Genomic DNA, 23,046 nt, shown 5'->3' on the forward strand with positions numbered 1-23,046 from the left:
GTGGGGATCTGGGAGGTTTCGGGGGTCTGTGCCGACGGGGCGTCGATGCCGAGTTCGGCGAGCTGGGCGCGGTAGCGCTCGATCGAGCGCAGCTTGACGTCCTCGTAGCCGCGGACGGTGTCGGCCAGGTCCGCGATGCGGACCGCGCGGTCGTAGGTGTCCTCGTTCAGGTCTGCGGCGAGACCCAGGACGGTGTCGGTGTAGTGCGCGAGCAGCTCGCGTTCGACCTTGCGCACGTGGGCGTAGCCGAAGGGATCGAGCCGGGTTCCGCGCAGCCTCTTGCCCTTCGCCAGGAGACGCAGTGCCACATGGGTTCTGGGTCCGAAACCGACCTTCTTCTTGCGGCCGAGTGCCCGGAGGACCGGCGGGTGCAGGCGGTAGGTCAGGTCCGCTCCGTCGGGCACCTGCGCGTTCACCTCGTCGAGGAAGGCCGGATCGACGAGCATCCGCGCGACCTCGTATTCGTCCTTGTAGGCGGTGAACTTGAACAGCCCGCGGGCGACCGCCTCGGAGAACTCGGTGCGGTCGGTGACGCGACGCTCGGCTTCCCAGACGGACTGCACCTGCTCGATGTACCGGGCGGCCAGGCGGCGGCCCTGGTAGTCGATCAGCGCGGCGGCACGGATCCGGACCAGGCGCAGCACCTCACCGTCGAACGTGGTGCCGGCCAGCAGCTCCTCCGGGACGACGGTCCCGGAACGCTGCGCGCGGACCGGCTCGGTCGCCGCGGCGAACGCGTCGGGATCGGCAACCGCCGCGCGTCCCCAGCGGAACGCCGCGATGTTCGCCGCGACCGCGACACCGTTGAGCTCGATGGCCTCCTCGATGGCCTCCGCGGGGATCGGCAGGCCGCCGAGCTGATGCGCGGCACCGACGACGAGGAAGTTCGCGGCGGCAGTGTTCCCGAACAGGGCCTGTGCGGCGGCGAGGGCGTCGAACGAGGCGAGCCGGGCGGTGGCGGCCTCGAGCCGCGACAGCAGCTGCTCCTCGTCGGGGTGGCGGATCGACCGGTCGTACACCATGTCCCCGGTGGGGGTGCGGCTCGTCGACGCGACCGCGACGGTGGTGGCCGCATCGGCGTAGGCGAGGTTCTTCGCATCGGCCGCGGTGAGCAGGTCGAGGGCCAGCAGGCAGGACGCACCGCCGGTGCCGACGCGGTTGCCCGGTTCGAGCTCGTCGGGGGCGAACCGCAGGTGCGAGACCACCGGTCCGGCCTTCTGGCTCATACCGATCTGGTCGAGGGATTCGACCTCGAAGCCGGCACGCATCGCCGCGGTCGCGAGAACCTGGTTGACGGTGACGATGCCGGTTCCGCCGATTCCGGCGAGAAACACGTTGCGGGTGCCGGCGACCGCCGTCTCGACGTCGGGCACGGCGGGCGGTGTCGGTGCGGTGCGCTTCTCGGTCTTGCGGGTGGGGTCGATCTCGACGGTGACGAACGACGGGCAGTCGCCGTCGAGGCACGAGTAGTCGGTGTTGCAGGAGGTCTGGTCGATGCGGGTCTTCGAACCGAACTCGGTGTCGACGGGCTGCACCGACAGGCAGTTGCTCTTGACGCCGCAGTCGCCGCAGCCCTCGCACACCGCCTCGTTGATCACGACGCGGGTCGTGCGGGTCGGCAGGGTGCCGCGCTTGCGCTGACGTCGCGCGTCGGCGGCGCAGTGCTGGTCGTAGATGAGCACGGTGACGCCAGCAACCTCGCGCAGCACGCGCTGTGCTTCGTCGAGGCGGTCGCGGTGCCAGACCGTGACGCCGCGGGCGAGCTTGCGCTTGCGATGCCGCTTCGGTTCGTCGGAGCAGATGATGATCTGCTTGACGCCCTCGGTGGTGAGCTTGTGGGTGAGCGCGGGAATGGTCAGCGCACCCTCGGCGTCCTGCGCGCCGGTCATGGCGACGACGTCGTTGTAGAGCAGCTTGAAGGTGATGTTCACGCCGGCCGCGACGCACGCCTGGACGGCGAGCTGACCGGAGTGGAAATACGTTCCGTCACCGAGGTTCTGGAACATGTGACCGACGTCGGTGAACGGGGCCTGACCGATCCACTGGGTGCCCTCACCGCCCATCTGGGTCAGCCCGGTGACCGCACTGTCGGCGCGGCCGGACATCGTGACGAGCGCGTGGCAGCCGATGCCGCCGCCGCCGATCGATCCTTCCGGCAGCGCGGTGGAACGGTTGTGCGGGCAGCCGCTGCAGAAGTAGGGAGTGCGGGTGGCCGAGAGCACCTCGAGCGGGAGCTGCGGCAGCGGCGCGGGGCCGAGGTCCACATGCCCCTTCAGGACGCGGCGCAGCGGCCCGCGGATCCGGCCGGCGGTGAGTTCGCCGTCCACCGGGACGAGTCGCCGTCCGTCGGCGTCCTTCTTGCCGACGATGACCGGCGCCGATTCGGTTCCGTAGAGGATCTCGCGGATCTGGGTTTCGACGAAGGCGGTCTTGTCCTCGACGACGACGATGCGCTCGAGCCCGTCGGCGAACTCACGGACCATGTCGGGTCCGATCGGGTACGGCATGCCGATGCGCATCAGCCGGATGCCGGCTTTGTGCAGGTCGGCGTCGGTGACGGACAGGTCGAGCAGGGCCTGCCGCAGCGCGTCGAAGGTGGTGCCGGTCGCGACGAGGCCGATGCGGGCATGGGCGGGATCGACCTCGATGACGTCGAGCGCGTTGGCCTTGCCGTAGGCCTGGACCATCGCCCAGCGCGGCCCGTACAGGTCGGCTTCGGCGATCACACTGTCGACCGGCGCGGCCATCGGGCGCTGCTTGTAGACGAACGGCTTCCCTTCCCAGGAGATTTCGGGAACGGTGATCTCGGTGTCCGCGACCGACCCGTCGACGCTCCAGGCGCCGTCGGCGACATCCGCGACGATCTTGAGTGCGACGACGCACCCCGAGGCCCGCGAGAGGGCGACGCCGTGCAGGCCCATCGTGACGATCTCGGCGGCGTTGCGCGGGAAGAGCACCGGGATGCCGAGGGCGGCCAGGGACCGCTCGCTGACGGCGGGCACGGTCGAGGACTTGGACGCGGGGTCGTCACCGACCATCAGCAGCACACCGCCGGTCGGTGAGACGCCGTACATGTTGGCGTGCCGCAGCGCGTCGGTGGCGCGGTCGAGGCCGGGGCCCTTGCCGTACCAGACGCCGACGACGCCGTCGTGCGTCGGCGTGCCCGCTCCGAGGTCCGCCTGGCTGCCCCACACCGCCGTCGCGGCGAGTTCCTCGTTGAACCCCGGGGTGAACGTGATGTCGTGTTCGGCGAGCACCTTCGGCATGCCGTGCAGCAACTTGTCCAGGCCGCCGAGCGGGCTTCCGGGATACCCGGAGACGAAGGTCGCCACGCGACGGCCCTCGCGGATGTCCCGCACGTGCTGTTCGACGAGCTGCCGGGCAATGGCCTGCACACCCGTGAGCAGGACCGTTCCGGAGCCGGAGCGGTATCGGTCGTTCAGATCATAGGGAAGGCTGTCGCTTTCACGGACCGCGATCTCGGTCATCGCACACCACCGTTCCTTTGCGACATCCGTTGTGCAGTGTCGCTCGAGTCACATCAATTGGTGCAGCAATAATCTCCATTCCTGATTCAATCCGTCAACAGCATCGAGAACAACTGAGCATTTTGATCGATTGTGACGCGTACCACACCCCCGTGGTGGTCACGGTGCTCAGAGCACTACCGGGCGACGCCGATCGCGTCGAGTGTCGAGGAGAGCCGTTCGAGGACTCGCACCGTCTCGGCGAAGCCCTCGGCACCGAGCGCGCCGGCCAGCCGCGCGGCGAGTTCGGCGTGTGCCGGACCGATACGTTCGATCGCCGCGCGGCCCGCCGCCGTGGGTGCGACCAGCTTGGCCCGGCGGTGCGCCGGGTTCGGGGTGTACTCCGCGAGCCCCTGATCGACGAGCAGATCCGCGATGCGCTGTACCGACTGCCGCGTGATGCCCATCGCGCGAGCGATTCCGGCGACCGGAAGCGGCTCGTGCAGGACGGCGCCGAGCACCTGCCAGCGGGCCGCGGTCAAACCGGCCGGTTTCGCGAGTTCCTCGGCGGCCGAGAGGAACTGGCCGTTGAGACGGAAGACGCTCAGCGCGGCCCGGCTGAGCAGATCCTGTTCGGCACGGCTCACCGGTCGCCGCCCGCCGCCTCTTCGGCCGCCTCGAGGATCGGGAAGGCGGACGCGTCGGAGTCGTGGAACAGGCGGTACCACGCGTCGAGGACCTCACCCTCGTACACGCCGAGAAGGCCGAAGATCTCGCGGGCGAACGCCACCGGTTCGGTCCCACCGGCGGTGACGAGGATGCCGTCGGTGACGGCATCGGCCTCGACATAGCGACCCGCGCCCCCGTAGCCGGTGGCGGCGAGGTAGAAGGACACGTTGCTGGTGTGATCGCGGTCGTCGAGCAGGCCTTCGCGGGCGAGTCCGGCGGTGGCGCCGCAGATCGCCGCGACGGGCACGCCGGTGTCGAGGAATTCGCGGGCGAGGCGTGCGTACGGGGCCAGTTCGTCGCCGGTATCCCACAGGTCGGCGCCGGGAAGCACGAGCAGGGCGGCGGCGTCGGGGCTGACCTCGTCGAGGGCCAGATCCGGGACGATGCGGATGCCGGCCATGGTCGTGACCGGCTCACGACTCGGCCCGACGGCCCGGATCGTGTAGCCGGCCCGGGCCAGGTGAGCGACGGCATGGCCGGGTTCCCAGTCGGCCAGGGTGTCGTAGACGGCGAGGAACACTGTGCCGAGCGTGGGTGTCATGGCAACCTCCGATGTCGTTCATCGATATGTCAGCATCCTGTCAATTAGACAGGGTGCTGTCAATAACAAGTTGCCGAAGTCCCCGCCACCTCCACAGACCCGGAGGTACGATTTGTGACGTAACGCACATTCGTCGCAACGGCCCGCGACGAATACACCCCGATGAGCACCGGATCGCGTCCACACCTCGGCGGCCACGTCGACAGGCGTGACCCGATCCTTCGGTGCGCATCCGGTTCGCCGCACAGCGCGGGGCACTGCGGCGACCCGCCCCGTCGCCCGGCTTTCCTTGCCGGGTCCGCATTTCGAACCGGCATCGTCTCCGGAAGGACGTTGTCATGCGCAGAACCCTGACCGCCGCGGTTCTCGCGGCCACCGCCGCACTCACCCTCGGCACCGGAGTTGCATCCGCCGAGTGGTTGTACGAGGACATCCTCGTCGTCGGAATCCCCAACGTCGTAGGCATGAGCGAGCAGGACGCCGTCGCCACCCTCGAATCACAGGACATCCCGTACACCATCACCAACAAGTCCGGCAGCGCGCTGACCGTGTGCAACGTCACCGAGCAGCGGGACAAGGGGTTTTACACCGAGATCCGTCCCGAATGGGATTCGACGGACCAGGAATGGGACTACGTCGAGTACAAGATCTGGCGGGGTCTCGGTCTCACCGTCGTCTGTAACTGACGGGCGCACGCCACGTTTGCAGCGTCGGCAGCACACGGCTGCCGGCGCCTTTCGGCGTGGGCAGCTTGCCTGGGTGAGCGGGTTAGGTTTACCTTTACTACTTAAGGTTCACCTTATTCGGACGAACCCGGCGAGCCCGGCCCGCGACACCGTCGCGGAGACCGGACCCGTGCCCCGGAAGCCAACACCAGGAAGCAACAGTGCCCCAATCGAACCGGCCGCCCTCCAGCACCGACGAGCCCACCGCGATCGCCGCTGTCCTGCACGTGACGATGGGCACCGAAAACCTCGCCGGCGAACCCGGAACCGGACCCCGCGTCGGTCAGGTCGACGTCTACAACCTCCCCTACGTCGACCTCACGACAGTGCGGGGCCTGATCATCGGCGGCGGTGTCGACCAGATCTTCCTCGAGCGCAACCGAGATCTGCTCACCGGATTCGTCACCCGCGGCGGCCGCGTCGCCGTCATGGGTCACGCGTTGACGGATTTCCTTCCCGGCCTCGGGGTGTGGCGCAAGCTCGCCTACACCGGCCCGAAGGACCTCGCGATCACGCTCGGCGATCCGCACCCGGTGTGGGACGGTGTCGACCCTGCCGACCTGAGTTTTCGCAAGGGCGTCACCGGCTTCTACGCGCGCGGCTACGTCGACAAGATCCCCGACGATGCGATCGTCACGACCCGCATCGGCCGACACGCGCTGCCCCTCGACTTCGTCTACCCGCTCGGCGACGGCCAGGTGCTCGTCCACGGCGGGAACGACCTGACCGGCTGGAAGAACGACCCGAACACGTCCGCGCGGATGACACCGCAACTGATCGATTGGCTGACGCAGCGATGACCACCGCCGAACCCTTCTCCCGCACCGACATCGCACCCCTGCGGAGCCGGCGCCTGGCCATCGTCCACGGCGGGTCCTACCCCCATCTGCAGACGATGAAGGACCCGGCGGTGCTTGCCTACCAGCCGGACTTCCACTACCTGGCCGACCTCGCCGACGGCGATCTCGACGGCTACTCGACGGTGATCGTCGCCGACCGGTTGCATCCCGGACTCGTCGCCCGCCACGCCGATCGGTTCCGCGCGGTCGCCGAGCGCGGCGACACGCTCGTCGTCCTCGGCGAGAACGGCGTCCACACCTGGCTTCCCGGCGTGGAATGGGAACCGCGGCCGACGAACTTCTGGTGGTGGCTCCACGGTGAGGACCCGCTGATCCGCACCCGCAGCCACGACCACGGGGCATGGGCGTACCTGAGCACCAAATCCGTCATCTGGCATCACCACGGGTTGCTCCGCACCGAAGCGGACGTGGTCCCGCTCGTGGTCTCCGAGGAACCCGATGCCGAGGGCAATCCGCACGACGCGGGCATGATGCTCTACGAGGACACCACTTCGACTGCGGGCCGTCTCATCGTCACGACCCTCGATCCGACGTACCACCACGGCAGCAACTTCATGCCGGGCGCGACGCGGTTCCTGTACTCGCTGTTGCGCTGGGTCGACAACACCTGACGCTCCGCGCACGATCGGGCCCGCCACCGCACTGCGGTGGCGGGCCCGGTCGGTTCAGCCCGCGTTCTCTTTCAGGGTGTGGGCGACGAGGGCGTTGGCGTGTCCGTGGCCCATGCCGTGGTCGACCTTGAGCCAGTTCACCAATTCCATGTGCTTGGTCAGATCCGACTCGCGGATCATCGTCTTCCACTCCTCGATCGGGCGACCGTATTTCTTCTCGATCGACGGAAAGTACGACTCCGGGCCTTTCGCCTTCTCGGTCATGGGCGAAGATTAACGGGACCGTCGGACATCGTCGGCCCGATCGGTGAAATCCACCGCGGTGCACGTCAGTTCACGATGTCGTAGACCTCGTCCGCGGGTGCAGCGAGCAGCCGATCGGCCATCTCCTGCTTGAGCACCGTCAGGCGTGCTTCCTCGTCGTCGGTGCGGTCGGCCTTGCGCCCGAGGGTGATGAACTCGTCGGTGACGAAGCCGTCGCGGATCTCGAGCCGCACGGTCCGGTCGCGGTAGGTCAGCACGAACACGTACCGCTCCAGCGTCTGCCCGCGATCGCGGCGCTCGAGTTCCGCGTCGACGGTGAACCGCCCGTCGGTCACAGCCCGGGTCACCGCCTCGAACGTGTCGCGCACGCCGGGACCGCGGTGCGCGGTGGCGACGCTGATCTCGCGGCGCTCCGCGGGCGCGTCGGGACTCAGCACCGGCAGCGCGCGTTCGAGGACTTTCACCGCGTGTGCAACTCCGCCCGGGAATCCCGGGCCGTGGTACTTCATGACGTCGTCGACGGTGAAATCGATGACGGTGCCGTTCTCGGCGACGGCGATGGTTTCGGACATCGGGACATCTCCTGGTGTGAGTCGGGTTGCAGCGGAATCGGGTTCAGACACCGGACACGGCACCGACGAGGGCGGCGGTGTATTCGTGTGCCGGGTCGGCGAGAACGGTGTCGGCGCGGCCGGCTTCGACGATGCGCCCGCCCTGCATCACGACGATGTCGCGGCAACTACGGGCGGCCAGCGCCAGATCGTGGGTGATGTGGACGACGGCCATGTTCTCGGAGACGGCGAGTTCGCCCATGAGGTCGACGATCTCGAGTCGCAGCGACGCGTCGAGACCACTGGTCGGTTCGTCGGCGAGCAGCAGTTTCGGCCTGGTCACCAGCGCCCGTGCGAACGCCACCCGCTGACGCTGCCCACCGGACAGCTCGTGCGGGTAGCGCTGCAGGAAGCTCTCGGCGGGACGCAGGTGCACGGATTCGAGCGCCGCGACCGCGGCCTGCCGGCGGCTGTCCCGGTCACCGATACGGTGGATCACCATCGGCTCGGCGACGATGTCCCCCACCCGCAGGGTCGGCGGCAGCGACGCGTACGGGTCCTGGAAAACCAGGTGCATCCCCTTGCGCGCCGCGCGGCGCCGGCGCTGCGGCACCGCGGTCAGGTCGACTCCGTCGAAGACGATCCGTCCCGCGGTCGGGGTCACCAGGCCGGCGACCGCCCGTGCGACGGTGGATTTCCCGGCTCCGGAGCCACCCACCAGCGCGACGGAATCACCGGCGGCGACCTGCAGGGTCACGTCCGTGATCGCGGGCTTGCCGTCGAATGCGACCGAAAGCGATGCGATGTCGAGCAGTCCACTCACGAGAAGACCTCCTGAAGTGACGGACGCAGCCGGGGCGCCGATTCGACGAGTTTGCGGGTGTACGGGTGCGTGGGCGACCCGACGACCTGCTCGGCGGTACCGATCTCGACGAGTTCGCCGTCCTTCATCACCGCGATACGGTCGGCGATTCGCTCGACAACCGGCAGATTGTGGGTGACGATCAGCAACGCGAGGGATCGGCGCACCCGCAGCTCGTCGAGCAGCGCAAGAACCTCGGCCTCGCGCAGCACGTCCAGTCCGCTGGTCGGTTCGTCGGCCACGAGCACGTCCGGTTCGTTGGCGAGCGCCATCGCGATCACGACGCGCTGACGCATACCGCCTGAGAGCTGGTGCGGGTAGGCGTCGACCCTGTCGGCCTCGAGACCCACGTCGGCCAGGAGCTCGAGGGTGCGTTCCCGCGCCTGGGCTCTCGTGCACGAGCGGTGGGCGAGGACGGCTTCGTCGATCTGGGAGCCGATCGTGTAGACGGGGTCGAGGGCGCTCAGCGCCTCCTGCGGAATCAGGGCGATGCGGTTGCCGCGCAGGCCCCGGAGTTCCGCGGGGCTCATCCCGGCCACGTCGCGGCCGTCGACCCGCACCGCCCCGGAAACGATCTGCGCGGCCGGGGGCAGCAACCCCATCGTGGCCGCCGCGACCGTCGACTTGCCGCTGCCGGATTCCCCGACGAGGGCGACGAGTTCTCCTGCGCCGACGGTGAATCCGACTCCCGTGGCGCCGCGCCCGTCCTCGCCGTAGACGACGGTGAGGTCGTCGATCACCAGCGGTGCTCCCGCATCGACATCCGGATCGACCGGAGCCGGTGCGGTGGCGGCCTTCTTCCGGGATCGCTTCGCCGGCAGGAGGATCGGGTGGGATCGCTCCTCGATGGCATTGCCGAGCAACGCGAATGCGAGCACGGTGACGGCGATGGCCACACCCGGCGGGATCACCCACCAGATCCAGGCGTCGGTCAGGAAGGCACTGCGCGCGTGCGCCATCGACAGCATCGATCCCCAGCTCGCGGCGGAGATGTCGCCGAGTCCCAGGAACGCGAGCGATGCTTCGAGCAGCACCGCAGTCTTGATGGTGAGCACGAACTGCGGGACCACCAGCGGCACGACCGACGGGGCGATATGACGCCACAGCACGTACCCGGGACCGGCGCCCATGGCGCGTTCGGCCTGGATGTGATCGCGTTCGCGCAGTGTGAGGACCTGTGCGCGCAATTCGCGGGCCAAACCCGCCCACAACACCGCCGAGATGACCATGATCTGAGTGCGCAGACCGGGTCCGGCGAAGACGCCGATGACGATGGTCAGCGGCAGCACCGGCAGCGCCAGCACGACGTCGACGATGCGCATCAGCACGGTGTCGACGACGCCGCGCGCATATCCTGCGACGACCCCGACGATCGTGCCGACGGCGGTGGCGATCACGGCCGCGACGATCCCGACGAACAGCGAGATGCGGGCGCCGTGGATCAGCATCGACAGCAGGTCGTGGCCGACGTCGTCGGCGCCGAGCCAGTGCTCGGCGGACGGCGCCGCGAACGGGCGCGTCACCCGTTCGGTGGGGTCGAACGGCGCGAGCCACGGTGCGGAAATCGCGCACAGCAGCAGCGCACCGAGCAGTACCGCGCCGACGAGCGCGAGGCGCTGGGACCGGGTTCGGGTTCCGACGATGGTCAAGCGGTTGACGTTCATACGGCTACCTCGGTGCGTCCTTCGGCCGCGGTCCGGTCGCGGCGCACCCGCGGATCGAGCAGCGGATAGGTCAGATCGGCCAGCAGGTTCGCCGCGACGATGCCGACGGTCGCGAGCAGGAACGCACCCTGCAGCAACGGATAATCGCGGGCGGTCACCGCGTCGTAGGTGAGTTTGCCCAGCCCCGGATACGCGAACACCGACTCGACGACGACCGCGCCGGACAGCAGCACACCGACCGTCAGGGTCAGGGTCGTGTAGACGGGCAGCACCGCGTTGCGCAGCGCGTGCCGGATCGCCACCCGGAACTCCCTGAGTCCCTTGGCCCGGGCGAGCCGGATGAACGGTTCGTCGAGCACGCCGATCATCGAGGCCCGGGTCATGAGGAAGAATCCGCCGATGTTCGCGATGGTCAGCGTCGCGACGGGAAGGACCATCCGCGAGGCGACTTCTGCGAGCCATTGCCCGCCGGTCGCGGTGATCGTCGCGGCCCCGTAGGACGGGAACCAGCCGAGCGTCACCGAGAACACGGCGATGAGGATCATGCCCACCCAGAATGCGGGCATCGAATCCACCACGAGGACACCGACAACCGTGCCGGTCTCCTTCGCGGTGCCGCGTCGCCACGCGGCCCACGCGCCGAGCAGGGTGCCGATCACGAAGGCCAGCACCATCGAGATGCCGACCAACGCGACCGTCCAGGACAGCTTCTCCCCCAACACGTCGAGAACAGGCCTGTTGTACTGCACGGACATCCCGAGATCTCCCCGCAGCAGCCCCGACCAGAACGAGAGGTACTGCTCGAGGATCGGCCTGTCCAGGCCGTAGCCGGCGCGGAGTTCCGCGAGGTACTTCTCGCCGAGGCCCTGCAGTTCGCCGACGTAGAGGTAGCCGACCGGATCACCCGGTGCGAGGTGCGGCAGTGCGAAGTTCAGCGTCACCGCCGCCCACAGCACGAGGGCGTACTGCCCTGCTCGGCGCAGAATAACCATCGATCAGTCCTGCGGCGCTTCCGCGTTCGCGGCGGCGACGACGTCCGCCGGCAGGAACGACCACTTGTGGACGATGCCGTAACCGGGGGTCTCGACCCAGCCCGAGAAGCTTTCGGCGTCGTAGGCCCAGGTCTCCTCTGCGTAGTACAGGGGAAGGGTCGTGGGCTGACTGTTGATCAGCTTCTGGATCTCCTTCAGGACCACAACACGGTCGTCGTAGTTGTCGGTGGCACGCCACTTCTCGTACAGAGCGTCGTATTCCGGGTAGGCGATCTTCGGGGAATCCCACAGGTAGCCGGAGCGGTGCGACATGATCAGCTGCGTCGGGTCGGCGGTCCCGTGCGGGACGATGTCGTTGATCAGGAAGTCGTATTCCTTGTTGGACGACGCACTCGACAGCGAACCCGCCTCGAGGGGCTCGACGACGACGGCGAATCCGGCCTCGCCGAAGTCCTCGACGAACAGTTCGGCGGCACGGACATGCTGCGGATTGCCGCCGTTGACGACCAACTTGAACGGAGCAGGCTTCTCACCGGCCGGGTTCTCGCGGAGGCCGTCTCCGTCGACGTCCTTCCATCCGAGGGAGTCGATCAAGGCGGCGGCCTGCGCAGGGTCGTACGGGGTGTCGGCGTCGGGATCGGCGAACGGTGCATCCGGGTGCACGTAGCCCTGGGTGCTGGGTCGCCCCTTCCCCAGCGCGACGATGTCGAGCATCTTGTCGCGGTCGAACGCGAAGCTCAGAGCCGTGCGGAAATCGGCCTGGGCGAAGGGTTCACGGGTGAAGTTGATTCGCAACTCGGTGAAACCCAGCGGATCCACGTCGATGGTGCCGATGTCGTTCGACGCGCTGAACTGATCGACCAGCTCGGGAGGCAGCGCCCGGTCGACGGCGTCGACCTGCCCGGAGCGAAGCGCGGTGAATGCGGCGGAGGAGTCGGCGATCACCGGCATGATCAGTTCGTCGACGGTCGGTGCGCCCGCGAAGTAGTCGGCGTTCGCCTCGAAGCGGTATCCGGTCGTGGGGTTGTAGTCGACGAGCTTGAAGGGGCCCGTGCCGACCGGCAGATCGGTGACTTCCTTGACCTTGGCCGGGTCGACGTTCGCCCACACATGTTCGGGCAGGATCGGCAGGTCGGCGAGCGTCACGGTGCCGAGTTCCGGGCACGAGTAGTCGCAGACGAACCGCACCGAGTGCTCTCCGGTGACGTCGATCGTCGAGATCGACGGAACATCGTTGACGTGGTGGGTGAACCGCCCGGTGGGCGCGGCGTGCATGAAGTGGAAGCTGAACACGACGTCGTCGGGTGTGAACGCCTCACCGTCGTGCCAGGTCACGTCGTCGCGCAGGTCGACGTCCCAAGTCGTGGGGTTCACTTGGCGCACGTCGGTGGCGAGCCACGGCTGCGGTTCCGCGACGTACGGCGACGGCGAGAGGAGCTTGTCGTAGACCAGCTCGGTCATCTGGTCGGTCTGGCCGACGAAGATGTTCAGCGGACCGCTGTCCTTGGCGACGGCGACGGTGAGCGAGTCCGCGGTTGCCGGACCGGACGCGGCGTCCGTGGTGTCGCCGGAGCCGCAGGCGGCCACGAGGAGCGCGGGCGCAAGAACGAGGGGTAAGGCGTGAGAGCGCCGAACGGTGCGCGTCAACTGAATGTCACTCTTCTCTGATTCGGACTGAGGTCTGGCTTACCTTACTTTGGGCAACCTACATTAACAATCAATTACTGACCAGTCCGAATTTCCGCAACCCAAAAGGCCACCACTACCGGGACCGGGGTCCCAGCCGTGGTGGCCTCGTCGCAGCGCGACTCAGAGTTCGCGGAAGCGCGGAATCAGATGCTCGGCAACGTTCTTCGCCTCGTCGATCAGAGGCCAGCCGGCGAGGATCAGCGTCGTCAGACCCGTTCGGTCGTGCAGCGCCCGCACGTGCCCCGTGATCTCGTCCGGCGTTCCGGCGTAGTACACCGCCGACGACCCGGTCGCGAAGATGTCGAGCGGCGACCACGCCGTGATGCCGGCGTACAGGCCGTCACCGAGATACAGGTCCTTCGGCTCGGGCAGGCGGCCGGCGTTGATGGTGTCGACCCAGCCCTGCCGCTGCGCGTCGCGCGCGGTGAACGTCTTGAGGTCCTGCTTGCCGCCCGTGCGACGGCGTACCGCCTTGTCCAGGACGTCGGTGATCCGATCGATCCCGGCCTTCTCGAACAGGGACCGGAACCGGTCCAGGGCCTCGGCCTGCGTCGGCCGGACGATGACGCCGGAGAGGGCACCGAAGTCGGTGAACTCCCTCCCCTCGGCGGCCGCGGACTCTCGTGCCGCGGTGAACTTGGACTCGACGAACGCCGTCTCACGCAGCATGACCAGGTACGCGTCGAGCACCTTGCCGGAATTCTGCAGTCCCGCAGGCGAATCCCCGGTCCCCCACAGCGGAACGCTGTGGTCCTCGCTCGGCGCGTCGATCCGCAGCGGCGTGTTCGGGAAGTTCGACTCGGTGCCCTCGGCGTAGATCCGCCGGAAGTCCGCCCAGTACTTCTCCCCCAGTTCGTACCGCCGGTCGTGCTCGACGTTCATGTCGTACTTGGTGAGGATGTTCTCGCGGCCGTTGACGGAGTTGATCATCAGGCGGCCACCGCTGAACGCGTCGAACGTCAGCGCCTTCTCCGCGAGCAGACGCGCCGGCGTCATGTTCGCGTAGATCGCGACGAGGAACTTCATGCGCGTGGTGTGCGCGGCCGCCCAGGTCGCCGAGATGAACGGATCGTTCGGCCACGTCGCGACGAGCGCGCCGTCGAACCCGCCGTTGTCGATCGTCTTCGCCAGTTCGATCTGCCGCTGCCCGTCGACCGGATACAGCCCGCCCGGGCTCCACGGGTAGTCCCCGTCGGCCTGGGTGAGATACCAGAAAGTCTTGATGCCCATCGGTTTTCGTCCTCAGTTCGAAAGTTCGAGCGCCTCGATGCGGGCGCGGGCCCGCAGCGTGTCGGCATCGACCGCGTACAGCGCGTCGAGATAGGCAACGGCGAACGATCCCGGGCCCGTGGAGTTCTCCTCGGCGATCTCGGCGGCGACCGCGACATGGGCGTGCGCGGCGGCCAGACCGATCAACGGGGTCGGCGCCACCGCCAGGTAGGCCGCGACCAGGCCGCCGAGCGAGCAGCCGGTGGAGGTCACGCGCGGAAGCATCGCGCTGCCTCCGGCGATGCGCACCCCGGTGATCCCACCCTCGCGGTCACGTCCGACCAGGTAGTCGACGGGTCCGGAGGCCGAGACGGCGTCGGCGTGCTCGAGCAGCGCCAGCGCCGCTGGGACCGCGGCGGCAGCCTCGTCGGCGCTGTCGACGCCGCGGGTGTCGCCGCCCAACCCGGCGAGCGCGATGATCTCCGAGGCGTTGCCCCGGATCGCAGTCGGGTGCAGGGCAAGCAGATCGGCGGCCAGACCGGTGCGCCACGGCAACCCGCCGACGCCGACCGGGTCGAGGACCCACGGGGTTCCGGCCTCGCGGGCGGCACCGGCGGCCTCGGTGAACGCGGCGGCGGTGCCGTCGTCCGGGGTGCCGAGATTGACCAGCACACCGCCGGCGATCCGGGCGAATCCACCGGCCTCGTGGGCATTGTCGATGTGGGCGTTGCTGGCACCGGCCGCGAGCAGCACGTTGGTCAGGAAGTTGGCGGAGACGATGTTCGTCAGCGACTGCACCAGCGGCACCTGGGCACGCAGCGCCTCGAGCGCGGCGGCCACATCGTCGACGGTGGGGGCGTTCGTCGTGGTAGTCACAGAAGTTCCTGTCGGAGAGGGGAAGTCGGTTTCGGGACGATCAGGAGCGGCGACATCGCGTCATGTGTCACCCTCCCGGTCCTCGGAAGGCGCGGCCGTGACCATGGGCAGTGCGGGATCCGCCGTCCATTCCTCGAGCGATCCGTCGTACACGGCCAGGTCGTCGAACCCCACGCGCACCAGCGCGAGGGCGACCAGGCAGGCCGAGACACCGCCGCCGCAGTAGAGGACCACCGGGCGCTCGGAATCGGCGAGCACCGCCTCGGCCTCCGCGGACACCTCCTCGTCCGGCCGCAGCAGCCCGTCGTCGAGCAGACCCTTCGCCGGCAGGTTGAGACTGCGCGGGATGTGGCCGCGCCGCGAGTAGCGAGTCGTCGCGGTGCCCGCGAACTGTTCCGGGTCGAGCGCGCAGACCAGCGTGCCGGGGGCATCGCCCGCGCTGATGGACAGTACGGCGTCGCGGTCGCGCCACAGGCCGTGATCGGTCGGCTGTGCCCACCGTTCGGTCGCCGGGCGCGGCTCCGCCGCACCGGTCTCGACGGGCAGTCCGAGTGCAGTCCAGCGGGCGAGTCCGCCGTCGAGGACCCGCGCGGCGATCCCGATGTTGCGCAGCATCCACCACAGTCTCGCGGACCAGGTGTTCGTGCCCTGGTCGTACACCACGATCTCGGCGTCGGGTGCGATACCGAGGTTCCCGAGAGCGTGCGCGAGCCGGGCGGGTGCCGGACGGGTGAAGTGCAGGTTCGCGTCGACGGCACTGAAATCGCCGAGCAGGTTCGCGTGCAGCGAGCCGGGAATGTGGGCGCGCTCCCAATCGGCGAGACCGGATTCGGGCCGGTAGTCGCCGTCGAAGCGGGGCTTGGGGAACGAGACGGTCGCGTCGAGGATCGTGTAGGTACCCGGATTCCGGGCCAGGTCCTCGGCCCTGATCAGTACGTCTCGCCTGTCGTCGCTCACCGCAGCGACGCTAAACGACGAATAACGTATACGCAAGTATCCGGATGTCGTCGATGGCATAATCTGACCCATGACCCACGGCGACACCACCGCGGACCTGACCGGTTCCCTGCTCTCCGAGCCCCCGACCGGACGCGACGACCAGACGTCGAAGCAGTACCTGCGTCTGCGCGCGGACATCCTCGCCGGCAAGTTCCCCCGCGGCGCCGCCCTGCACGAGACTCAGCTCAGCGAGACCTACGGGGCCTCCCGCACCCCGATCCGCGAAGCGCTCAACTGGCTCGCCCACGACGGGCTGCTCGAACGCGCCACCCGCGGCTTCCGGGTGCGCTCGGGCACCGCCGAGGACGTCATCGAGATCTACGCGGCACGTGTCGCGCTCGAATCCGAAGCCGCCGGGGCCGCCGCCGTCCGGCACACCGAACTCGACATGGCACGCCTCGAACAGCTCCACGGATTCTGTTGCGCCGCAACCGATGACGCCGAGGTACGCAGCGGAAACTTCCGGTTCCACGAGGCCCTGTGGCAGGCCGCGCACAACTCGACCATCACCGCGCTGCTGGTGCGCCTTACCACCCAGCTGCGCATCTACGACTCGGGGCCGCCGTCCAACTACGGCGAACCCGACCTCCTCAACGCCGAGCACGAGCAGATCCTGGCCGCCCTGCGGGCCCGCGACGAAAGCGCCGCCCGCGAGCACATGCGCACACATCTCGAGCGCAGCCGCGAACAACGCATCCGCCTCTTCGCGCAGAGCTGACCGCTCCCCTACCGGGGTCGCCTTACCCCGTGGCCACTACCCGTGCCCGTCGTATCCGTGCGCGCTTCCGTAACCGTTGTCGGTTCCCCCGAAGACCCGCTCGACGACGGCCCGGGCTCGCCGCGTGACCCGCAGGTAGTGGTCCAGGAACTCGGAGGCGTCCCCCTCCCATCCCGCGACCCGCGCGACGGCGGTCAGCGTCTTACCCGGCCCGGGCAGCTGATCGGTCGGTTTGCCCCGCACCAGCACGAGCGCGTTGCGGGCCCGCGTCGCCAGGAGCCAGGACTCCCGCAGCAGCGCGACATCCTCCTGGCTGACCAGTTCCGCGGCACCGATCGCATCGAGCGCCTCGAGCGTCGAGGTGTTGTGCAGCGCCGGAATCCGGTGGGCGTGCTGCAATTGCAGCAACTGCACGGTCCATTCGATGTCTGCCAGGCCACCGCGGCCGAGCTTGGTGTGGGTCGCCGGATCCGCACCGCGCGGCAGCCGCTCCGAGTCGACGCGCGCCTTGATCCGCCGGATCTCGCGCACCGCCTCCTGCGACACCCCACCCTCCGGGTAACGGACCGCGTCGATCATGCGCAGGAACCGTTCAGCGAGATCGGGGTCGCCGGCGGCGGGGTGCGCACGCAGCAGCGCCTGCACCTCCCACGCCTGCGCCCACTGCGCGTAGTACGCCTGGTACGAGGCGAGTGTGCGCACCAACGGCCCACTGCGACCCTCGGGCCGCAGACCCGCGTCCACCTCCAGCGGCGGATCGGTGCTCGGCGCGCCGAGCAGCTTGCGGACCTGTTCGGCGATCTGGTTGGCCCACTTGACGGCCACCGTTTCGTCGGCGTCCGGTAGCGGCTCGCACACGAACAGCACGTCGGCATCGGACCCGTAGCCCAGTTCGGCGCCGCCGAGCCTGCCCATGCCGATCACCGCGATGCGCGCCGGCGCAGGGCCCTGCTTCTGTTCGGATGCGCGGATCACGGCGCCCAGCGCCGCCTCGAGCACCGCGGACCACACGCTCGACAGGGCCCGGCACACCTGGGGCACGTCGAGCATGCCGAGGATGTCGGCGCTGGCGACACGGGCGAGTTCGGCGCGCCGCAGCGATCGGGCCGCCCCGATCGCGCGCACCGGATCGTCGTACCGCGCCGACGACGTGACGATCGCCTTCGCGACCTCCTCGGGTTGCGGTTCGAGCAGGCGCGGACCGTTGGGGCCGTCCGCGAACAGGCGCACCACGTCGGGGGCGTTGATGAGCAGGTCCGGCACGAACGCCGACGATCCGAGCACCGTCATCAGCCGTTCGGCGACCGAGGGTTCGTCGCGCAGTGTCCGCAGGAACCACACCGCGTTGTACATCGCGTCGGACAGCCGCCGGTACGCCAGCAGGCCCGCGTCGGGATCGACTGTGTCGCTCAGCGATTCGAGCAGCTGCGGAAGAATCAGTGCCTGGATCCGCGCCTTGCGCGAGGCACCACCGGACAGCGCGGTCAGGTGTCCGAGCGCGTGTTCCGGTGCGCTGTAGCCGAGCGCCGCGAGCTGACGCACCGCACCTTCCGGGGACAGCCGCACCGCCTCCGCGTCGAGGCGGGCCACCGATTCGAGCAGCGGACGGTAGAACAGCTTGGCGTGCAGCTTGCGGACCCGGGCCGAGTTCCGCTTGATCTCGGCCTCGAGCACCCCGAGCGCGTCGTTGCGGCCGTCCGGCCGCATGTGCGCGGCACGGGCCAGCCAGCGCAGTGCCTCCCGGTCCTCGGCGGGCGGCAGGGTATGGGTGCGTTTGAGCTTCTGCAGTTGCAGCCGGTGTTCGAGCAATCGCAGGAACTCGTACGACGCCCGCAGGTTCGCGGCGTCGTCGCGGCCGACATACCCGCCTTCCGCGAGCGCCGACAACGCTTCCACCGTGTTGGGTACCCGCAGCGATTCGTCGGCGCGGCCGTGCACGAGTTGCAGCAGCTGGACCGCGAATTCGACGTCGCGCAGGCTCCCGCGTCCGAGTTTCAGTTCGCGTTCGCGCAATTCCGCGGGGACGAGTTCCTCGACGCGCCGGCGCATCGCCTGCACTTCCGGAACGAACGCCTCACGCTCGGACGCGGTCCACACCATCGGGCTCAACGCCTCGATGTAGCGGCGGCCCAGTTCGAGATCGCCGGCCATCGGCCGGGCCTTGAGCAGCGCCTGGAACTCCCACGTCTTGGCCCACCGGGTGTAGTAGGCGATGTGCGAGTCGAGGGTTCGGACCAGTTCGCCGCGTTTACCTTCCGGACGCAGCGCGGCATCGACGTCGAAGAACGCCGACGTGCCGATTCGCATCATCTCCCCGGCGATGCGGCTCGCGCGCGCGTCGGCGGGCTCCGCCACGAACACGACGTCGACGTCGCTGACGTAGTTCAGTTCGCGCGCACCGCATTTGCCCATCGCGATGACCGCGAGATCGACGGGGCACGGTCCCTCGGGGACGATCGTCGCGACCGCGACGGCCAGCGCGGCGGTCAAGGCCGCGTCGGCGAGATCCGCGAGCTTGTGTCCCACCTCGATGTACGGCAGCACCGGCTCGTTCTCGACGGTCGCCGCGAGATCCACGGCGGCGATGAGCATCAGCTGATCGCGATAGGAGGTGCGCAGCGCCGGTATCGCCGCGGGGCCGGTGAGCTGCGCCCGGTAGACGAGCGTGTCGGTGCGGCCCCCCGGCTCGGCGACCGCTCCGACGCAGTCGAGCATGCGCGCGGTGAACGTGTGCCGGTCCGGCAGCTCGAGTTTCCCGGCGAGCATGCGCCAGCGGTCCGGGTGGGCGACGACATGGTCGCCGAACGCCGCGGAGGCCCCGAACAACCCGAACAGCCGTCCCCGCAGTCCCTTGTCGAAACGCAGCGCGCCGTCGAGTTCGGCCCACCCGGCCTCGTCGAGTGCCTCCTGCAGCCGAACCAGGTTCCGCAACGCCAGATCGGCGTTCGGGGCGCGCGACAACGACCACAGCAGTTCGATGCTGTCGGTGTCGTTCCAGGCGAGCTGTTCGAGGTGGGCTGCGGCCGTGGGCTCGACGAGCCCGAGCCGGCCCGGTCCGGGAATCGCGGACCGGGCGGGTGGCGGTTTCACCACGCACCCACCCCCGGTCCCACGCCGGTCGGATCTGCCGCGATCTCCTCTGTCCGCGTCCGCACGCCATTCACCCTATCGCCGACTACAGACCCAGGTACTGCTCCAGCTCGTACGGGGTGACCTGGCTGCGGTAGTTCTCCCATTCACGCCACTTGTTGCGCAGGAAGTAGTCGAACACGTGCTCGCCGAGCGCCTCGGCGACCAGCTCGGACTTCTCCATCTCGCGCAGCGCGATGTCGAGATCGGTGGGCAGCTCGCGGTAGCCCATCGCGCGCCGCTCGGCGGAGGTCAGCGACCACACGTCGTCCTCGGCCTCGGGGGCGAGCTCGTAGCCCTTCTCGATGCCGCGCAGACCGGCGGCCAGCAGCACCGCGAACGTCAGGTAGGGGTTGCACGCCGAGTCCGGGGTGCGGATCTCCACGCGGCGCGACGACGCCTTGTTCGGCGTGTACATCGGCACGCGCACGAGCGCCGAACGGTTCGACGGACCCCAGCACGCGGCCGTGGGGGCTTCTCCGCCGTGCACGATGCGCTTGTAGGAGTTCACCCACTGGTTGGTGACGGCGCTGATCTCGTTGGCGTGCTCGAGGATGCCGGCGATGAACGCCTTGCCGGTCGCGGAGAGCTGCAGCGGATCGTCCGGATCGTGGAAGGCGTTGTTCTCGCCCTCGAACAGGCTCATGTGCGTGTGCATCGCCGAACCGGCGTGCTCACGGAACGGCTTGGGCATGAAGGTCGCGCGCACACCCTCCGCCATCGCGATCTCCTTGACCACGTAGCGGAAGGTCATCACGTTGTCGGCCATCGACAGCGCGTCGGCGTAGCGCAGATCGATCTCCTGCTGGCCGGGGGCGGTCTCGTGATGGCTGAACTCGACCGAGATACCCATCGACTCGAGCGCGTCGATCGCGTGCCGGCGGAAGTTCGGGGCCGAGCGGTGCACGGACTGGTCGAAGTAGCCACCGTCGTCGGCCGGGACCGGGGGCTGGCCGGGCTCACCGTTCTCGACGAGGAAGAACTCGATCTCGGGGTGCACGTAGCAGCTGAAACCCAGATCCGACGCCTTGTTCAGCTGGCGGCGCAGCACGTGCCGCGGGTCCGCCCAGCTGGGGGTGCCGTCCGGCATGGTGATGTCGCAGAACATCCGCGCCGAGTACTGGTGTCCGCGATCGTCCATCCACGGCAGCACCTGGAAGGTCGTGGCGTCCGGCCGCGCGACCATGTCGGCCTCGGAGATGCGGGAGAAACCCTCGATGGCCGAGCCGTCGAAACCGATGCCCTCCTCGAAGGCTCCTTCGAGTTCGGCCGGGGCGATCGCCACGGATTTGAGCGTCCCGACGACATCGGTGAACCACAGGCGCACGAACCGAATGTCGCGCTCTTCGAGGGTGCGGAGCACGAACTCCTTCTGGCGATCCATAGTGGCGAGACTAGGCACTGGGAGTTAACTCCGTGTTACATCGGTGAGTTATCGATGCGGCGTGTCGCTCACAACCGCTACGGGTCAGCAGTGCGGGTCGGATTCCGGCACCTCGAGGGACACCAGATACCGGATCACCGGGTCGTCGACGCACCGCTGCCCGTCGAGCACCACGGTGTGCTGGGTCCCGGTGAAACTGATGAGCGCGCCGCCGAGCTGACGGGCCAGATCCACGCCGGCCTGATAGGGGGTCGCGGGATCCTCGGTGGTCGAGACCACCAGCACCGGAGGCAATCCCGGAACCTCCGGAGTGTGCGGCTCGCCGGTGTTCGGCACCGGCCAGAACGCACACAGATCCAGCGGGGCCTGCCCGGTTCCGCGGCCGTCGTCGAGGAACGGCGCCGCCTCCCGGAACCGGGTGTCGGCCTCGCCGGCCAGGGCCCGGTCGGTGATCCGCGGGTCGTCGACGCACCGGATCGCGTTGAACGCGTCGTTGACGTTGTTGTAGGTGCCGTCCTCGCCCCGCCCCTCGTACATATCCGCCAGCAACAGCAGCGTGTCGCCGTTGCCGTCGGCCAGCGACCGCAGGCCGCCGCGCAGCGACCCCCACAGACTCGGCGAGTACAGGGCCTGCTGCACACCGGTGATCGCGTCGCGGTGGCTGAGTCCGCGCGGGTCGGTGGTCCGGGCCGGGGCGGTGATCAGCGGGTCGACCAGCGCCCGGAACCGCGCGACGGCCTGCGTCGGATCGGTGCCGAGCGCGCAGGTGTCGTAGCGGGCACAGTCCGCGGCGAACGCATCGAACGCCCGCTGGAAACCGGCGGCCTGTAGCACCACCTCCTCGACGGGTTCCTGCTCGGGGTCGAGCGCGCCGTCGAGGACGAGGGCGCGGACCCGGTCGGGGAACGTCTCGGCGTAGACCGTGCCGAGCCGGGTTCCGTACGAGAAACCCAGGTAGTTGAGCTTCTCGTCGCGGAGCACGCCGCGGATGACGTCCATGTCGCGGACCACCTCGCGGGTACCGACGTGGGCGAGCAGATCGAGTCCGGACCGCTCGACGCACGCGTCCGCGTACTCCTGGCTGTGTTTCTCGCTCGCGGCGATGCCCTCGGGGGACATGTCGCCGTCGTCGCGGGCCCGTTCCGCGTCGGCCTCCGCGTCGGTCAGGCAGCGCACCGCGGGCTCGGACGCACCGACCCCGCGCGGATCGAAACCGACGACGTCGAATCGTTCCGCGAGTTCGGTGGACGCGGCGACGGTGGCCATGCCCAGACCGGATGCCCCCGGTCCGCCCGGGTTGACCAGCAGGGATCCGATCCTGTCCCCGCCCGCGCGCACACGCGAGATCGCGATCTTCGCGGTCGCAACGTCCGGGTCGTCGTAGTCGAGGGGAACGGTGATGCGGGCACATTCCGCGCCCTCGCGCCCGAGGCGGGGACCGTCCGTGCCGTAGCCCGCGCAGGACTCCCAGGTCACGGGCTGGGTGTAGAACTGCTCCAATCCGTCCGGAACTCCGACCGGTTCGGCCGGGACCGCCCTCGTGGTGTCCGACGGGGAGCCGCAGGCGGTGGCCAGCGCGAGACCGGCGACTGCCAGGCCGGTGAGGACACGGGATCGCAGTCCGGGGGTGAGGATCGGCACTCCAGCGATGCTAGCGACGCGCGGTCCGGCGCCGCCGCGAGCGACCGCGGCCGGGCGGCTGCGACGAGCGGGAATGTGACCAATCGCACGACGCGCCCGGTACACGCGCGGAGCGTGCGGTGGCAGACTCGAGAT

Annotated in this window: 19 protein-coding genes; 4 read left to right on the plus strand and 15 right to left on the minus strand. The window is 68.9% G+C overall.

Going from position 1 to position 23,046, the window contains the following annotated elements; translation table 11 throughout:
• The 3 genes from M1M07_RS19925 to M1M07_RS19935 all read right to left on the minus strand — a co-directional run.
• Window positions 1–3,488 (minus strand): indolepyruvate ferredoxin oxidoreductase family protein (locus M1M07_RS19925; RefSeq protein ID WP_248675299.1); only part of this gene is annotated, 3,488 nt, incomplete at its 3' end.
• Between the two features lie 176 nt (window positions 3,489–3,664).
• Window positions 3,665–4,114, minus strand: a complete 450-nt coding sequence (locus tag M1M07_RS19930) for a MarR family transcriptional regulator (protein ID WP_197251004.1) — start codon at window positions 4,112–4,114, stop codon at window positions 3,665–3,667.
• A complete protein-coding gene (locus M1M07_RS19935; protein WP_197251003.1) occupies window positions 4,111–4,737 on the minus strand; it encodes a DJ-1/PfpI family protein in 627 nt (208 codons plus the stop codon). The genes M1M07_RS19930 and M1M07_RS19935 overlap by 4 nt, the downstream gene beginning before the upstream one ends.
• Before the next feature lie 338 nt (window positions 4,738–5,075).
• On the opposite strand from M1M07_RS19935, the gene M1M07_RS19940 reads away from it, so the two are divergent.
• The 3 genes from M1M07_RS19940 (at window position 5,076) to M1M07_RS19950 (ending at window position 6,933) form a co-directional block, all read left to right on the plus strand.
• The gene (locus M1M07_RS19940) at window positions 5,076–5,423 is read left to right on the plus strand and encodes a PASTA domain-containing protein (RefSeq protein ID WP_197251002.1); all 348 of its coding nucleotides are present in this window, start codon (window positions 5,076–5,078) and stop codon (window positions 5,421–5,423) included.
• Between the two features lie 200 nt (window positions 5,424–5,623).
• Entirely contained in the window at window positions 5,624–6,262 is a 639-nt protein-coding gene (locus M1M07_RS19945; protein ID WP_248675300.1) for a hypothetical protein, read from the plus strand.
• Window positions 6,259–6,933, plus strand: coding sequence for a hypothetical protein (locus tag M1M07_RS19950; protein WP_197251001.1), 675 nt, complete (start codon window positions 6,259–6,261; stop codon window positions 6,931–6,933). Before M1M07_RS19945 ends, M1M07_RS19950 begins: the two co-directional genes overlap by 4 nt.
• 54 nt (window positions 6,934–6,987) lie before the next feature.
• Here the strand turns inward: M1M07_RS19950 and M1M07_RS19955 are convergent, their stop codons facing one another.
• The 9 genes from M1M07_RS19955 to M1M07_RS19995 all read right to left on the minus strand — a co-directional run bounded on the left by M1M07_RS19955 (window position 6,988) and on the right by M1M07_RS19995 (window position 15,997).
• Window positions 6,988–7,197 carry a DUF4287 domain-containing protein gene (locus tag M1M07_RS19955; RefSeq protein ID WP_248675301.1) on the minus strand — a complete coding sequence of 70 codons (210 nt, stop codon included), beginning with the start codon at window positions 7,195–7,197 and terminating at the stop codon, window positions 6,988–6,990.
• Window positions 7,198–7,262: 65 nt separating this feature from the next.
• On the minus strand, window positions 7,263–7,769 hold the full coding sequence (locus tag M1M07_RS19960) for a hypothetical protein (RefSeq protein WP_197251000.1): 507 nt from the start codon (window positions 7,767–7,769) through the stop codon (window positions 7,263–7,265).
• Between the two features lie 43 nt (window positions 7,770–7,812).
• Entirely contained in the window at window positions 7,813–8,571 is a 759-nt protein-coding gene (locus tag M1M07_RS19965; protein ID WP_248675302.1) for an ABC transporter ATP-binding protein, read from the minus strand.
• Window positions 8,568–10,274: a dipeptide/oligopeptide/nickel ABC transporter permease/ATP-binding protein gene (locus M1M07_RS19970; RefSeq protein WP_248675303.1), complete on the minus strand. Its 1,707-nt coding sequence runs from the start codon at window positions 10,272–10,274 to the stop codon at window positions 8,568–8,570. Before M1M07_RS19970 ends, M1M07_RS19965 begins: the two co-directional genes overlap by 4 nt.
• The gene (locus tag M1M07_RS19975; RefSeq protein ID WP_248675304.1) at window positions 10,271–11,266 is read right to left on the minus strand and encodes an ABC transporter permease; all 996 of its coding nucleotides are present in this window, start codon (window positions 11,264–11,266) and stop codon (window positions 10,271–10,273) included. Before M1M07_RS19975 ends, M1M07_RS19970 begins: the two co-directional genes overlap by 4 nt.
• Window positions 11,267–11,269: 3 nt before the next feature.
• Complete coding sequence (locus tag M1M07_RS19980; RefSeq protein ID WP_248675305.1) at window positions 11,270–12,853, minus strand: ABC transporter substrate-binding protein; 1,584 nt, start codon at window positions 12,851–12,853, stop codon at window positions 11,270–11,272.
• A gap of 222 nt (window positions 12,854–13,075) precedes the next feature.
• On the minus strand, window positions 13,076–14,185 hold the full coding sequence (locus M1M07_RS19985; protein ID WP_197250996.1) for an LLM class flavin-dependent oxidoreductase: 1,110 nt from the start codon (window positions 14,183–14,185) through the stop codon (window positions 13,076–13,078).
• 12 nt (window positions 14,186–14,197) lie between these two features.
• A complete protein-coding gene (thiM, locus tag M1M07_RS19990) occupies window positions 14,198–15,040 on the minus strand; it encodes a hydroxyethylthiazole kinase (RefSeq protein WP_197250995.1) in 843 nt (280 codons plus the stop codon).
• Window positions 15,041–15,100: 60 nt separating this feature from the next.
• Entirely contained in the window at window positions 15,101–15,997 is an 897-nt protein-coding gene (locus M1M07_RS19995) for a rhodanese-like domain-containing protein (RefSeq protein WP_248675306.1), read from the minus strand.
• A 70-nt stretch (window positions 15,998–16,067) separates the two neighbouring features.
• Between M1M07_RS19995 and M1M07_RS20000 the strand changes: the two genes are divergently transcribed.
• Window positions 16,068–16,757 (plus strand): GntR family transcriptional regulator, encoded by a 690-nt coding sequence (locus M1M07_RS20000; protein ID WP_197250993.1) that lies wholly within the window; start codon window positions 16,068–16,070, stop codon window positions 16,755–16,757.
• Between the two features lie 36 nt (window positions 16,758–16,793).
• Here the strand turns inward: M1M07_RS20000 and M1M07_RS20005 are convergent, their stop codons facing one another.
• From M1M07_RS20005 to M1M07_RS20015, 3 genes are all read right to left on the minus strand, one after another.
• On the minus strand, window positions 16,794–19,850 hold the full coding sequence (locus M1M07_RS20005) for a bifunctional [glutamine synthetase] adenylyltransferase/[glutamine synthetase]-adenylyl-L-tyrosine phosphorylase (protein ID WP_197250992.1): 3,057 nt from the start codon (window positions 19,848–19,850) through the stop codon (window positions 16,794–16,796).
• An 82-nt stretch (window positions 19,851–19,932) separates the two neighbouring features.
• A complete protein-coding gene (locus tag M1M07_RS20010) occupies window positions 19,933–21,270 on the minus strand; it encodes a glutamine synthetase family protein (RefSeq protein WP_197250991.1) in 1,338 nt (445 codons plus the stop codon).
• Window positions 21,271–21,354: 84 nt separating this feature from the next.
• On the minus strand, window positions 21,355–22,845 hold the full coding sequence (locus tag M1M07_RS20015) for an alpha/beta hydrolase (protein WP_282582184.1): 1,491 nt from the start codon (window positions 22,843–22,845) through the stop codon (window positions 21,355–21,357).
• Window positions 22,846–23,046 lie beyond the last annotated feature (201 nt).

The sequence above is a fragment of the Rhodococcus sp. HM1 genome (assembly GCF_023218075.1).
Lineage (GTDB): Bacteria > Actinomycetota > Actinomycetes > Mycobacteriales > Mycobacteriaceae > Rhodococcus.

Coding starts and splice junctions, on each gene's coding strand:
- M1M07_RS19935 (WP_197251003.1), bottom strand. CDS start 4,737: ATGACACCCACGCTCGGCACAGTGTTCCTCGCCGTCTACGACACCCTG.
- M1M07_RS19940 (WP_197251002.1), top strand. CDS start 5,076: ATGCGCAGAACCCTGACCGCCGCGGTTCTCGCGGCCACCGCCGCACTC.
- M1M07_RS19950 (WP_197251001.1), top strand. CDS start 6,259: ATGACCACCGCCGAACCCTTCTCCCGCACCGACATCGCACCCCTGCGG.
- M1M07_RS19955 (WP_248675301.1), bottom strand. CDS start 7,197: ATGACCGAGAAGGCGAAAGGCCCGGAGTCGTACTTTCCGTCGATCGAG.
- M1M07_RS19960 (WP_197251000.1), bottom strand. CDS start 7,769: ATGTCCGAAACCATCGCCGTCGCCGAGAACGGCACCGTCATCGATTTC.
- M1M07_RS19970 (WP_248675303.1), bottom strand. CDS start 10,274: ATGAACGTCAACCGCTTGACCATCGTCGGAACCCGAACCCGGTCCCAG.
- M1M07_RS19975 (WP_248675304.1), bottom strand. CDS start 11,266: ATGGTTATTCTGCGCCGAGCAGGGCAGTACGCCCTCGTGCTGTGGGCG.
- M1M07_RS19985 (WP_197250996.1), bottom strand. CDS start 14,185: ATGGGCATCAAGACTTTCTGGTATCTCACCCAGGCCGACGGGGACTAC.
- M1M07_RS20000 (WP_197250993.1), top strand. CDS start 16,068: ATGACCCACGGCGACACCACCGCGGACCTGACCGGTTCCCTGCTCTCC.
- M1M07_RS20010 (WP_197250991.1), bottom strand. CDS start 21,270: ATGGATCGCCAGAAGGAGTTCGTGCTCCGCACCCTCGAAGAGCGCGAC.